This window comes from Methylobacterium phyllostachyos (assembly GCF_900103445.1).
GTDB lineage: Bacteria > Pseudomonadota > Alphaproteobacteria > Rhizobiales > Beijerinckiaceae > Methylobacterium > Methylobacterium phyllostachyos.
Genome location: NZ_FNHS01000014.1, coordinates 117,327 through 130,702, shown reverse-complemented (window position 1 = coordinate 130,702; position 13,376 = coordinate 117,327). Strand labels below are relative to the sequence as shown.

Annotated in this window: 12 protein-coding genes; 8 read left to right on the top strand and 4 right to left on the bottom strand. The window is 69.3% G+C overall.

Features of this window, described 5'->3' with window-relative positions:
* Nucleotides 1-154: 154 nt before the first annotated feature.
* The 6 genes from pstS to phoB all read left to right on the top strand — a co-directional run bounded on the left by pstS (nucleotide 155) and on the right by phoB (nucleotide 5,706).
* Complete coding sequence (gene pstS, locus BLQ49_RS21740; protein ID WP_091719556.1) at nucleotides 155-1,195, top strand: phosphate ABC transporter substrate-binding protein PstS; 1,041 nt, start codon at nucleotides 155-157, stop codon at nucleotides 1,193-1,195.
* 85 nt (nucleotides 1,196-1,280) lie between these two features.
* Nucleotides 1,281-2,258: a phosphate ABC transporter permease subunit PstC gene (pstC, locus tag BLQ49_RS21735; protein ID WP_091719554.1), complete on the top strand. Its 978-nt coding sequence runs from the start codon at nucleotides 1,281-1,283 to the stop codon at nucleotides 2,256-2,258.
* Nucleotides 2,259-2,268: 10 nt separating this feature from the next.
* Entirely contained in the window at nucleotides 2,269-3,159 is an 891-nt protein-coding gene (gene pstA / locus BLQ49_RS21730) for a phosphate ABC transporter permease PstA (protein ID WP_091719551.1), read from the top strand.
* Between the two features lie 37 nt (nucleotides 3,160-3,196).
* Complete coding sequence (gene pstB, locus BLQ49_RS21725; protein WP_091719549.1) at nucleotides 3,197-4,012, top strand: phosphate ABC transporter ATP-binding protein PstB; 816 nt, start codon at nucleotides 3,197-3,199, stop codon at nucleotides 4,010-4,012.
* 60 nt (nucleotides 4,013-4,072) lie between these two features.
* Complete coding sequence (phoU, locus tag BLQ49_RS21720; protein WP_091719547.1) at nucleotides 4,073-4,792, top strand: phosphate signaling complex protein PhoU; 720 nt, start codon at nucleotides 4,073-4,075, stop codon at nucleotides 4,790-4,792.
* Between the two features lie 218 nt (nucleotides 4,793-5,010).
* Nucleotides 5,011-5,706 carry a phosphate regulon transcriptional regulator PhoB gene (gene phoB / locus BLQ49_RS21715; RefSeq protein WP_091719545.1) on the top strand — a complete coding sequence of 232 codons (696 nt, stop codon included), beginning with the start codon at nucleotides 5,011-5,013 and terminating at the stop codon, nucleotides 5,704-5,706.
* Between the two features lie 114 nt (nucleotides 5,707-5,820).
* Here the strand turns inward: phoB and BLQ49_RS21710 are convergent, their stop codons facing one another.
* Complete coding sequence (locus tag BLQ49_RS21710) at nucleotides 5,821-7,980, bottom strand: protein-disulfide reductase DsbD family protein (protein ID WP_091719543.1); 2,160 nt, start codon at nucleotides 7,978-7,980, stop codon at nucleotides 5,821-5,823.
* Nucleotides 7,981-8,099: 119 nt separating this feature from the next.
* On the bottom strand, nucleotides 8,100-9,938 hold the full coding sequence (locus tag BLQ49_RS21705; protein WP_091719541.1) for an aminopeptidase P family protein: 1,839 nt from the start codon (nucleotides 9,936-9,938) through the stop codon (nucleotides 8,100-8,102).
* A 207-nt stretch (nucleotides 9,939-10,145) separates the two neighbouring features.
* On the opposite strand from BLQ49_RS21705, the gene BLQ49_RS21700 reads away from it, so the two are divergent.
* Nucleotides 10,146-10,409, top strand: coding sequence for a hypothetical protein (locus BLQ49_RS21700; protein WP_244507710.1), 264 nt, complete (start codon nucleotides 10,146-10,148; stop codon nucleotides 10,407-10,409).
* Nucleotides 10,410-10,477: 68 nt separating this feature from the next.
* Here the strand turns inward: BLQ49_RS21700 and BLQ49_RS21695 are convergent, their stop codons facing one another.
* Together BLQ49_RS21695 and BLQ49_RS21690 are read right to left on the bottom strand one after the other, a co-directional pair.
* Complete coding sequence (locus tag BLQ49_RS21695; protein WP_091719539.1) at nucleotides 10,478-10,666, bottom strand: ribosome modulation factor; 189 nt, start codon at nucleotides 10,664-10,666, stop codon at nucleotides 10,478-10,480.
* Nucleotides 10,667-10,696: 30 nt separating this feature from the next.
* Complete coding sequence (locus tag BLQ49_RS21690; RefSeq protein ID WP_091719726.1) at nucleotides 10,697-11,617, bottom strand: 50S ribosomal protein L11 methyltransferase; 921 nt, start codon at nucleotides 11,615-11,617, stop codon at nucleotides 10,697-10,699.
* Between the two features lie 928 nt (nucleotides 11,618-12,545).
* On the opposite strand from BLQ49_RS21690, the gene modA reads away from it, so the two are divergent.
* Nucleotides 12,546-13,361: a molybdate ABC transporter substrate-binding protein gene (modA, locus tag BLQ49_RS21680; RefSeq protein ID WP_091719535.1), complete on the top strand. Its 816-nt coding sequence runs from the start codon at nucleotides 12,546-12,548 to the stop codon at nucleotides 13,359-13,361.
* The last annotated feature ends 15 nt before the right edge of the window (nucleotides 13,362-13,376 follow it).

Genomic DNA, 13,376 nt, shown 5'->3' with positions numbered 1-13,376 from the left:
CGATGTCATGCCGGTGTCATCTACCTGTCGTAACCGCGCACCCATCGGGCGGCCGGCGCTGGGTCTTGTCAAAGACCGGCCGCAAGGCTCTGCCGCGGGCATGAGCGTGCCGGCGGGGCAGTGCAGGCCATCGCCCGACGGCAACGGAGATTCCATGAAACCCTTCGCTTACGCGCTCGCCGTCGGCCTCGCGACGGTCCAGCTGGCGTCCGCGGCGCTCGCCGGCGACATCACCGGGGCAGGGGCGACGTTCCCCTTCCCGGTTTATTCGAAGTGGGCCGAGGCTTACCGCAAGGAGACAGGCTCGGGCCTGAATTACCAGTCGATCGGCTCCGGCGGTGGGATCAAGCAGATCCAGGCCAAGACCGTCGATTTCGGCGCCACCGACGCGCCGCTGAAGGGCGAACAGCTTACCAAGGACGGCCTCGTCCAGTTCCCGACCGTCATGGGCGGCGTCGTTCCGGTGGTGAACATCGCGGGCGTCGAGCCGGGCAAGCTCAAGCTGACGGGCGACGTGCTCGCCGACATCTATGCCGGCAAGATCGCGAAGTGGACCGATCCGCGGATCGCGAAGCTCAATGACGGGCTGAAGCTGCCCGACACCAACATCACTCCGGTCTACCGGTCCGACGCCTCCGGCACGACCAACATCTTCACGACCTACCTGTCCCAGGTCTCCGAGCCCTGGAAGAAGGAGTACGGCGCGGCCACCACGATCTCTTGGCCGGTGGGTCAGGGCGGCAAGGGCAACGAGGGCGTGACCGCCACGGTGAAGCAGGTGCCCAACAGCATCGGCTACGTCGAGTCGGCTTACGCCAAGCAGAACAAGCTCGCCTACGCGCTGCTGCAGAACAAGGCCGGCAAGTTCCCGCAGCCGGACGACAAGGCGTTCCAGGCGGCGGCCGCCAGCGCCGACTGGAAGGCGGCCCCGGGCTTCGGCATCGCGCTCACCAACCAGCCGGGCGACGACGCGTGGCCGATCACGGCGGCGACCTTCATCCTGATCCACAAGGATCCGGCGGATCCGACCAAGGCCGCCGATGTCCTCAAGTTCTTCGACTGGGCCTACAAGAACGGGGACAAGCTCGCGTCCGATCTCGACTATGTTCCGCTGCCCGACAACGTCGTTGGCCTGATCCACGAAGAGTGGAAGACCGTGAAGGGCAAGGACGGCAAGCCGGTCTACAATATGTGAGTACGGCGGGGAGGAGGTTTCGACCTCCTCCCTCGCTTCCGGGAGCACATCGCGCTACCACGTCATCTTTCGCAGAGAACCGCGGATGTCCGCTTTGACAGAAACGATTGCCCTGGATCGCTCCCGCACACGGACCGTGCGGAAGGCGCCGAGCCGGTCGCTCGATACGCTGTTCCGGACATTCTCCTACGGTGCGGCTCTGCTGGTGCTGCTCGTCCTCGCCGGCATCCTCGGCTCGATCCTGTACGGCGGCTGGCCGGCCTTCCGGGAGTTCGGCTTCGGGTTCCTGACCTCCAGCGCCTGGAACGTCGGCACCGAGCAGTACGGCGCCCTCGTCGCCGTGATCGGCACCGTGGCCTCGGCTTTCCTGGCGCTCCTGATCGGCGTCCCCGTTTCCCTGGGTATTGCGGTTTTCCTGACGCAGCTCTGCCCAGGCTGGGCGCGCAAGCCGGTCGCGATGACGATCGAGCTGCTCGCGGCCGTACCGAGCATCATCTACGGCATGTGGGGCCTGTTCGTGTTCGCACCGCTCTTCGCGCGCTTCATCGAGATCCCGGTCTCGAACGTCGTCGAGGGCCTGCCGATCGTCGGGACGCTCCTCTACGCCCGCGTTCCCTCGGGGGTCGGCGTCCTCACGGCCGGCATCATCCTGGCGATCATGATCGTGCCGTTCATCGCCTCGATCGCCCGCGACATGCTGGACCAGATCCCCACCGTCCTGCGCGAGAGCGCCTACGGCATCGGCTGCACCACCTGGGAGGTGGTGCGCCACGTGCTCGTGCCGCAGGCGGCCGTCTCGATCATCGGGGCGATCATGCTCGGTCTCGGCCGGGCGCTCGGCGAGACGATGGCGGTGACCTTCGTGGTCGGCAACGCCAACCGGCTCTCGGCCTCGATCTTCGACCCGAGTTCGACCATCGCCTCGCGCATCGCCAACGAGTTCAACGAGGCGGACGGCCTCCAGCTCAACGCGCTGATGGCTCTGGGCTGCATCCTGTTCGTGATCACCTTCGTGGTGCTCATCATCGCCCGGCTGCTGACGCGCCGTGTGAAGGCCGCCTGAGGAGAGCGCGATGAACGCCCCCACCACGATCGCCCAGACCGATCGGCACCGTCCGGGCCGGGTCCGCCAGGGCCGCCGCGTCGCCGACCGGCTCCTGCGCGTCTCCTGCACCGTCGCGACGGCGGTCGGCGGCCTCGTGCTGGGCTCGATCCTGATCATGCTGATCATCCGGGGCATTCAGGGCTTCACGCCGGCCCTGTTCACGCACCCAACCCCCGGGCCCGGTTCCGAGGGCGGCGGCATCGCCAACGCCATCCTGGGCAGCCTCGTGCTCACCGGGATCGGCATCACGATCGCCACGCCCGTCGGCGTCATGGCCGGCACCTATCTGGCCGAGTACGGCCGGGGCTCGAAGCTGGCAGCGCTGATCCGTTTCCTCAACGACATCCTGCTCTCGGCACCGTCGATCCTGATCGGCCTGTTCGTCTACACCCTGATGGTCCGGCCGATGGGCACCTATTCCGGCTGGGCCGGCGGCGTCGCTCTGGCCATCATCGCGGTGCCGGTGATCGTGCGCACCACGGAAGACATGATGAGCCTCGTGCCGAGCACCCTGCGGGAGGCTGGGGCGGCCCTCGGGGCGCCGCCCTCGACGGTGATCGTCAGCGTCACCTGGCGGGCCGCCTCGGCGGGCATCGTGACCGGGATCATCCTGGCGCTGGCCCGGATCGCCGGCGAGACCGCGCCGCTCCTGTTCACGGCACTCAACAACAATTCCTGGTTCTCCCCCGACCTGATGGGCGGCGTGGCGAACCTGCCGGTGATGATCTACCAGTTCGCCCTCTCGCCCTACCCGAACTGGCAGGGCCTGGCCTGGGCGGGCGCCCTCCTGATCACCGCGACGATCCTTGTCCTGTCGATCATCGCGCGCCTCGTCATCAAGCCGCATACGTCGCGCTGAGCCCGTGCGTACTGAGACCCTTCTCGAGGATACGACGATGAACGCCGCCTCCGCGCTCCCCTCGGTCGAGCTGACCCGCAACCGTGCCGACGAGGACGGTCCCGTGCGCATCGCCGTCAAGGGGTTGAACTTCTACTACGGCAGCTTCCACGGGTTGAAGGACGTCAACCTCAACTTCCACGACCGGCAGGTCACGGCGCTGATCGGGCCCTCGGGCTGCGGCAAGTCCACCCTGCTGCGCTGCTTCAATCGGATCTACAGCCTCTACCCGGAACAACGGGCCGAGGGTGAGATCCTGCTCGACGGCGAGAACATCCTCGATCCGTCGATCGACCTGAACGAGCTGCGCTCGCGGATCGGCATGGTCTTCCAGAAGCCGACGCCCTTCCCGATGTCGATCTACGACAACGTCGCCTTCGGCCTGCGCCTCTACGAGAAGCTGCCGAAAGCCGAGCTGGACGTCCGCGTCGAGGAATCGCTGCGCAAGGCGGCCCTGTGGGACGAGGTGAAGGACAAGCTTCGGCAGGCGGGGACCGGCCTCTCGGGCGGCCAGCAGCAGCGCCTGTGCATCGCCCGCACCGTGGCGCAGAAGCCGGAGGTGATCCTGTTCGACGAGCCGACCTCGGCCCTCGATCCGATCTCCACCGGCCGCATCGAAGAGCTGATCGAGCAGCTCCGCGACGAGTTCACCATCGTGATCGTCACGCACAACATGCAGCAGGCGGCGCGCATCTCGCAGTTCACGGCCTTCATGTATCTCGGCCAGCTCATCGAGTTCGGGCCGACCAACCGGATGTTCATGAACCCGGCCGAGCAGCGCACCCAGGACTACATCACCGGACGGTTCGGATAATCAAACCGGCCCGCCGGCGCCCGGTATTGCCGTGCGTGGGCCTAAACCGAAGGAATCACTATGCCCGGCCATATCGTCAGCTCCTATGACACCGACCTGGAGAACCTGCGTCGCTCGATCTCGGAGATGGGCGGCGTAGCCGAGAAGATGACCGCGGAGGCGACCGACGCCCTCGTGCGTCGTGACGACACGCTCGCCCAGGCGGTGATCCTCGCCGACAAGCGCCTCGACGCCCTGCAGAAGGATATCGAGGAGCGCTCGGTGCTGCTGATCGCCCGGCGCCAGCCCATGGCGATCGACCTGCGCGAAACCATATCGGCGATCCGCGTCTCGGGTGACCTCGAGCGGATCGGCGACCTCGCCAAGAACGTGGCCAAGCGCGTTGTGGCGATCTCCGATCAGGCGCCGGCGCAGAAGATCGTGCTGGGCGTGCGGCACATGAGCGACCTCGCGGAGGGTCAGCTCAAGGACGTGCTGGACGCCTATGCGAGCCGTGACCTCCAGGCCGCCCACGACGTGTGGGAGCGCGACGGCGAGATCGACGCCCTCTACAACTCCCTGTTCCGCGAACTCCTGACCTACATGATGGAGGATCCGCGCAACATCTCGTTCTGCACGCACCTGTTGTTCTGCGCCAAGAACGTCGAGCGCATCGGCGACCACACGACCAACATCGCCGAGACGATCCATTACCTCGTCACCGGCGAGACGCTCCTGGGCGACCGGCCCAAGAACGACGCGTCGAACTACGCGACGGTGGATGGCGCGCAGGCCCCGTAGCGGCGCGCCCGCGATCCCCGGATCTTGCCGCAGAAACGCTCAGTTCCGGTTGAGCCCGGGCCGGACCTTGGGCACCATCGGCGGATCCGCCTGTCGCGCATCGTCCCGGAGACCAGGGCCGGAGCGATACTTTCAATCCGTGGTTTTGCATCGTCTGTTCCGATAACCGGAGCCGCCTTTCCGGGATGATGCGCTAGAACAGGTCATCGAACGTGAGCATGCAGGTCCTGATCGTCGAGGACGAGGAGGCGCTGACCACGCTGCTGCGCTACAACCTGGAAGCCGAGGGCTTCCAGGTGGATTCGGCCGCCCGCGGTGACGATGCGGAACTTCTCCTGGCCGAGCGCATGCCCGATCTGGTCCTGCTCGACTGGATGCTGCCGGGCCTTTCCGGGATCGAGCTCTGTCGCCGCATCCGCGCCCGTCGGGAAACGGAACGGCTGCCGGTGATCATGCTCACCGCCCGGGGCGAGGAGGGCGACCGGGTCCGTGGCCTCGGCACGGGGGCGGACGACTACATCGTCAAGCCGTTCTCGGTCCCGGAACTACTGGCTCGGATCCGTGCGCTCCTGCGCCGGGCCAAGCCCGCCCATGTCTCGGACCGTCTGGCGGCGGGCGACCTCGAACTCGACCGCACCGGCCACCGGGTGCGCCGCGCGGGCGAGGAGCTGCATCTCGGCCCCACCGAATTCCGGCTGCTGGAATTCCTGATGCTGGCCCCGGGCCGCGTCTTCTCCCGGGAACAGCTCCTCGACGGGGTCTGGGGCCACGACGTCTATATCGACGAGCGGACCGTAGACGTGCATGTCGGGCGCCTGCGCAAGGCGTTGAACGGCCCGCGCCAGCCCGATCCGATCCGCACGGTGCGCGGCTCCGGCTACGCCTTCGACGAAACCTTCTCGCTCGAAGCCTGAGACACCAAAGCCTGGTTTCAAAAGGTCGAGACCTTGTGCGGGTCCAGGGCAGAGCCCTGGTCGGGGCACCGCCCGAAACCCCGCCAGAGGGCTGAAGCCCTTTGGAAACCCCGATCAGCGGGTCAAAGCCGCGCTCCTGTCGGCAGCAGCGGGCACCGAGGCCAGGGCTTGCAGCACCGTTCCCTCGGTGAGGATCTGCGGGAGCACCTGGGGCTCGCCGGCACCGCTATAGAGCAGGTAGAGCGGCACACCGCTTCGGCCGTGCTTCTCGAGAAGGCGCGTGATCTCGGGGTCCTGGTTGGTCCAATCGCCCTTCAGATAGGTCACGCCCCGCTGGGCCATGGCGGCCCGCACGGCCTTGGTGGACAGCGAGGTCGTCTCGTTGACCGCGCAGGTGATGCACCACGCGGCGGTCAGGTTGATGAAGGCCGGCTTGTGCGCCCCGATCAGCGCGTCGAGGCGGGCCTGCGTGAACGGCTCGCTACCGCCGGAAGCGGCCTGCGCGGACGGGCCGGCGCGATCCTGCGGGAGGGTGAGCGCCAGGGCCGCGACGGCGATCAGCGCCAGGACCGCGCAGAGCTGCGCGAGCCGGGCGGCCCCGGGGGCGGTGGCGCGGCCGCGCTCCCAGGCCCAGGCGGAAAAGCCAACCAGAACGAGGCCGATCAGAACCGTCAGCAGGCCCCGCGGATCGACCTGCTGCGCCAGGACCCAGACCAGCCAAGCCACCGTGGCGTAGACCGGGAAGGCCAGCACCTGCTTGAGAACCTCCATCCAGGCCCCGGGCCGGGGCAGCGCCCGCAGGGCCGGCGGCCAGACGGTCAACGCCAGGAACGGCAGAGCGAGGCCCAGCCCGAGGCTCGCGAAGACGGTGAGCGCCACCCAGGCGCTCTGCGTCAGCGCGAAGCCCACCGCCGAGCCCATGAACGGCGCCGTGCAGGGCGTCGCCACCAGCGTGGCCAGCACGCCCGTAAAGAATGACCCCGTCAGCCCGTCGCGCCGGGCGAGGCCGTCGCCGAGACCCACGAGCCCGCCGCCGATCTGGACCACACCGGACAGGCTCAAGCCCATCGCGAAGAGCAGGTAGGCGAGCCCCGCCACCACGAGGGGCGATTGCAGCTGGAACCCCCAGCCGATCGCCGCCCCGCCGCCCTTCAGCGCGATCAGCACCGCGGCCAACCCCAAAAAACTCCCCAGCACGCCGGCCGTGTAGGCGAGGCCGTGCCGGCGCAGGCGGGCCGGTCCCGCGCCGGCATGCTGCACGAGGCTCAGCACCTTGATCGACAGGACGGGAAAGACGCACGGCATCAGGTTGAGGATCAGGCCGCCGAGGAAGGCGAATAGGGCGGCGGTCGCGAGCGTCAGCGCATCCGTGTCGGGCGCGGTCGCCCGGCTTGTAACCGGCGCCTCGGCCGTTACCGGAGCGGTGACGGGTGGGGCGGGCGGCTCGTCGCCATACGCGAAGGCGAGGCGCTGGGTGCCGGATCCGGTCACCTCGTCCAGGGTCAGCACGCCGGGCAGGGCAGCAGGGGCCGGATCGGTCGGGCTGCTGCGGGCGAGGGTGAGATGCAGGCCGGACCCGTCGACCGTCATCACCTGTGCGGCGGCGTTGTCGATCGCGGTCTCCGCATAGGGAAAGTAGGCTGCGTTCCGGATCGATTCGGGCTTGAGGCCGGTGGCCGCGAAGTCGAGCTGCAGGGTGTCGCCCTGACTCGACAGCTGGAGCGGCCAGAGGGCGGGGGCGGGGAGGGCGGCCCGGGCGCGGGCGAACAGGGCGGCGTTGTTCGGGTCGGGCTGCGGTGCGCCCACCGGCAGAGACAGGGCGAGATCCGCGGAGCCGGGCACGCACTCCGTCTCGCAGACGAGGTAGGTGAGCTTGGCCTGGATCTCCACCGGATTGGCCGGATCGAGGCTCGGCGGCGGCGTCACGGGGACGAGCAGGGTGACCTCGCCCTCGTAGCCGTAGTTCATCAAGGTGGCGATCGGGATACGCTCCGGCGCCGGCCAGCGGAGCGCCCCGGCATTGAAGCCGGCCGGGAGGGTCCAGGTCACCTCGGGCGGCAGACCAGAATCCCCCGGGTTGCGCCAGTAGACATGCCAGCCGGGCTTGACCTGCATCCGCACGGCCAGGGTGAAAGGCTGCGCCCCCGCCACGGCGGCTGGCTCGGCGGCGAGGCTCGCGCGCACGAGGTCCGGTGGCGTGCGCAGGCCCTGCGCCAAGGCTGCCGATACGCTCGCGGCGAGGAACAGGAGCGGGAAGACGAGGCGGCGGATCATGCTGTCCCTTCGCGCGCCGGGCGGCCACGGTTTCAGGCGCGGCGTTCTCATGCCCGGCGCGGGCTTTTCCATGACGGACCGCTTACCACGGACCGCGAGGGCGGTCGCGCGCCGCCCCCTCAGCCTGCCAGCGGCGCCGTCGCGCGCGTCAGCCAGTCGCGCGCGACCGGATCGAGGTCCGGCGACAGGGCCTCCCTGACCCGGGCGTGGTAGGCGTCGATCCAGGCCCGTTCGCCCGGGTCGAGGAGATCGACTTGGATCAAGCGTCGGTCGTAGGGTGCGAGGGTCAGCGTCTCGAAACCGAGCATCGGGCGCTCGCCGTCGTCGATAAGGCGGCCCTCGACCAGGATCAGGTTCTCGATCCGGATGCCGTAGGCGCCCGCCGCATAGTAGCCCGGCTCGTTCGACAGGATCATGCCGGGCTCCAGCGCCACCGTGCCCGTCTTGGCGATCCGCTGCGGCCCCTCGTGCACCGACAGGAAGGCGCCGACGCCGTGCCCGGTGCCATGGTCGAAATCGAGCCCCGCCTGCCAGAGGGGCGCCCGGGCGAAGGCGTCGATCTGGGCGCCGGTCGTACCCTTCGGGAAGACCGCCCGGGCGATGGCGATGTGGCCCTTCAGCACCCGGGTGAATCGGTCGCGCATCGCCGCACCCGGCTCGCCCACCGCAACGGTGCGGGTGATGTCGGTTGTGCCGTCCGGGTATTGCGCCCCGGAATCGATCAGGAACAGCTCGCCCGGCCGCACCGCCCGGTCGGTGGCGCGGGTGACCCGATAGTGGACGATTGCCCCGTTCGGCCCCGATCCCGAGATCGTCGGGAACGAGACGTCGCGCAGGTCGCCACCCGCGGCCCGGAAGTCCTCCAACGCCTCGACGGCCGCGATCTCGGTGAGACCGCCGGACGCGGCCGCGGTGTCGAGCCAGGCGAGGAAGCGCACGACACTCGCCCCGTCGCGCCGATGGGCGGCGCGGGCACCGGCGATCTCGGCGGCATTCTTGACCGCCTTCATCCCGGTAATCGGATCCTTCCCGACATCGACGACGCCGCCGGCCGCCTCGATCCGCTCCCGCAGGGCGACCGCCCCCGTCGCGGCATCGAGCCGGACCCGGGCGCCGCTCAAGGAGGCGAGCCCGTCCTCCAGCTCCGACCGAGGGAGGATCTCGGCGGCAGGATCGAGGGCCGCCCGCAGGGCCGGATCGACCTTGGGCGAGACCAGGAAGAGGCGCGCCACCCCCTCGCGGGGGAGGATCGCGTAGCCGAGGGCCAGCGGCGTGTGCCCGATATCGGCTCCCCGCAGGTTGAAGGCCCAGGCGAGGTTGTGGGGATCGGAGATCACCAGGGCGTCGCATCCGGCTTCCGCCAGGTTCCCCCGTACCCGGGCGAGCTTGTCCGCGACCCGTTCGCCCGCCAGCACGTCCGGATGGCGGTCGACCGGCCCCGCGGGCGGCTTCGGCCGGCCGGCCCAGACGGCATCCACGAGATTCGGCACGGGCCGCAGGGTGCCGCCCGCCTTGGCGGCGGCCCGCTCCAGACGCGCGAGCCCGTCGGGCGTGTGCAGCCACGGGTCGTAGCCAAGAACCTGATCGCGCTTGAGGTTGGCACCGATCCAGGCTTCGGCCGTCGTCTCGGCCAGCGGTACGATCGTGAGGATGCCGGTATCGACCTGTTCGGGGGCCTGTAGGGTGTAGCGGCCATCCACCACGAGGGCGGCGGATTCGGTGAGGATCACGGCCGTCCCGGCGGATCCGGTGAAGCCGGTGAGCCACGCGAGGCGCTCCGCGTCGGCGGGCACGTATTCCGACTGGTGCTCATCGGCCCGCGGTACGACGAAGCCGTCGATGCCCACCTCGCGCAGGGCCGAGCGGAGGGCCTCGATCCGCTCGGGTCCCTTGCGATGACCCAGATCGTCGAAGGTCTGGAAGCGCTGGCGCGGTTGGGACGGAGGCGGTTCGATCATGGGCCGAGCGTAGAGTGCGCGCGGCCGGGGTGGCAACCGGTCCGGGCTCCGATCGCTCCCGAGATGCCGAACGGCGCTCGCCGAGCCCCCCAAGCCGCCGGGCGCAAATCGCGTCAATCCAGCAATGGCTGTGGCACACGACTAATTCGGCGTGAAAAAATCGCGAACAACCTTATCACGCCGTTGATTTTAGCCTATCTCGGACCGATGGCACGCCGTGTTTACTACCGGATCAGCGACAGACCGGATGGCTGCTTCGACGCCGTGGTGACGATCGAACCCGATACCGTGGTCCGGCGCGAGGGATTCGTGTCGCTCGCCGAGGTGGAGGATTGGATCGAGGGCCTGCGCGACCTCATGGCGGCGCTCGGAGCGCCGCTGGCGCAGGCCGAATCGGACAAGGGGCCAGACCGGGCGGAGATCCGGTCGGATTATCTCTGTCTGCCGGGCGGCCTGCGCATGAGACGCTAGCGCCTCCGGTTCGCCAAGCCCCGACCGCCCTCGTGACGCGGCTCCGCAAGTCCGGCCGCGATCGTGGATCAACTTTGCGGATGAGAACGGTCGGCCGCATGCTCGGCCGGCACACCGTCGTAGCCTTCGAGCCACGCGGTCCGGGCCCCGGACTTCGCCGGATAGGGACAGGCATCCTTGGGACGGCCCTGCGCCCGGGCGCGGGCGCCCTCCTGGATGGGATCCGTGGGTGAAGTGTGGAGCGACGTCTGGCTCATGGCCAAACAACGCGCACGTGCCTACGCGGTTCAGCGCCGGGGCCGTGCGGCCGCACCGCCGCGCATCAGCACCAGGGCGACCCAACCCTCGATCAACCCGCGGCGCACGAGCGCGAAGCCCTGATGCCGGTAGGCCGAGAGCACACCGGGAACGTCGCGCTCGATCAGGCCGGACAGGACCAGCACGCCGCCCGGCGCGACCACCCCCGCCAGCGAGGGCGCCAGGAGCCGGAGCGGCCGTGCCAGGATGTTGGCGAAGACCAGATCGAAGTGGCGCGTGCGACCGGCGAGGCGGTGGCGCACGCCGGGGCCGTGATAGAGCTTGAGATAGGGGCCGAGGCCGTTGGCCCGGGCATTCTCCCGGGCGGTATGAACCGCCTCCGCGTCGAGGTCACCGGCCACGACCGGTTGCCGCAAAGCCTTGGCGGCCGCGAAGGCGAGGATCCCGGTCCCCGTCCCGACATCCAGCACATGGACGGGCCGGCGCCGCTTCAGCACCTGGACCAGGGCCCGCAGGCAGCCCAACGTCGTGCCGTGATGCCCGGTGCCGAACGCCAGCGCCGCCTCGATCTCGATCGGCAGGTCGTTGGCGCGCACCGCGTCCCGGTCGTGCGAACCGTGAATCAGGAAGCGGCCCGCACGGACGGGCTTCAGCCCCTCCAGGGAGGCGCGCACCCAATCCTGCTGGTCGATGGTGCGGAATTCAGCCGCGTCGGCCGCGTCGCCGATCACCGGCCGGATGAGGGCGCGGACATAATCCTCGTCGGGCGCGTCGGCGAAGTAGGCTTCGAGCCGCCACGTGCGCCCGTCCGCATCCTCGAAGGCCGCCACGGCGGTCTCGGTGGGATCGAACATCTCGCCCAGCAGGTCGGTCATGGCCCTTGCCGACCGCTCGTCGGTCAGCAGGCACAGGACGTGGGACGGACGGTGAGGCGGCAGACCTTCCAGCATGGTGTCGGGCTGTAACGCCCGGGCCCGCGACATCACAGGGGGCAAGGGCCGACGCGGCGAAAAAATTGTCCTCGCCCCCGAGGCGGGCGGCGCGCGCGGGCGCCGCAGGGCGGCTTGTGGCCGAAGAGACACAAGCGGCAATACACATTTCAATCCCATCTCAAATCAGTTTTCAGGCCATCAACATGTGCTTAGACAGTCTCGGCTTCCCCAAGCCGGGACCATCAACTCGGGCGCGCCGCTCTTTCGTGGGTCGGCGCGCCAGTTTTGACAGGCAGTCGCGATCCATGACCTCGCCCCTTTTCATCAGCGCCGTCCTCGCCTGTGCCACGACAGGCGCGGCGTGGCTGTGGGGGATCCTGATCGCGGGGGGATTGGACAGGATCCCGGGCGCGGGTTCGACGGAGCGGCGCGACATCCGGACATGGTGAGGGCGGCGTATCTGCGATTCGCGCGCGACCGCACGGGGATGCGGCAGGGTGCGCACGGGTTAACCACAGGCCTCTGCGGAACGGCTGGAACCTGCTGCAGGGAGCGACGTTTTCGCCGGCTTTCGACGTGAATCCCGATTAGGCAGGGTGCGTACCGCGTGACCAAGTTTAGGCGTTCCGGCCCCCGTGGGCCTGTGGTCGTCAACGAGGCATCGGGGCCGGTTCTACCGCGCGAGCGGCTGTTCGGCGGCCCGACGCCCGATGGGCCGCTCCCGGGGCACCTCCTCGTCCTGCTCAGCCGCCTGCACCGTGCGGAAGCCGCGCCGAAGGATTCCCGGGACACCTCACGCAGCTGACTGCGCACGGGGCGTCTCGACCGGCGGGTCTGATTGTGAAGGATCGGTGCGGCCCGGCCTACCTTGGCCGGGTCGGGCACGGCGTCTATGCTCCCGTCGTACCCGGCTGGATATAACGGGCCGCGACAGGGAATCTGATCCATGCGCCCGACCCGACGGATCCTGGCCGCTCTTGCGCTCGGCCTGCTGGCGCACTCCGCAAACTCCCGTCCGGCGCGGGCCGAGGGTCCGGTCGTGGTGTTCGCCGCGGCCAGCCTGAAGAACGCCCTCGACGACGCGACGGCGGCCTGGACGAAGGAAACCGGCAAAACCGCGCGGATCTCCTATGCGGGCTCCAACGCCCTGGCCAAGCAGATCGAGGCGGGGGCACCGGCCGACCTGTTCATCTCGGCGGACCAGGCCTGGATGGATTCCGTCGAACGCGCCGGCCTGCTGAAGCCGGGCTCGCGGATCGATCTCCTGCGCAACGCGCTGGTGCTGGTTGCGCCGGGGCCGAAGAAGTCCGGCTCCGATCCCGAGGTCGCCCTGGCCCCCGATCTCGGCACGACGTTGAAAAAGCTTCTCGGCGGCGGCAAGCTCGCCATGGCGACGATCGACGCCGTCCCGGCCGGCAAGTACGGCAAGGCGGCCCTGGAGAAGCTGGGGGCCTGGGAGTCCGTGAAGACGCAGGTGGCCCAGGCCGAGAACGTGCGCGCCGCGCTGCTGCTCGTCGCCCGCGGCGAGGCGCCGCTCGGCATCGTCTACGCCACCGATGCCGCCGCGGATGCCAGCGTGCACGTGCTGGCAACCTTCCCGCCCGACAGCCACCCGCCGATCGTCTACCCGGCGGCTATCACCGCCGAGTCTCAGCATCCGGATGCGGCCGCGTTGCTGAGCTTTTTGCGCGGACCGACGGCCGGGAGTGCCTTCGCGCGGCAGGGCTTCACCCTCATCGATCCGCCCGGCGCCGGCCGCTAGCGGCGCCGCGGCGCC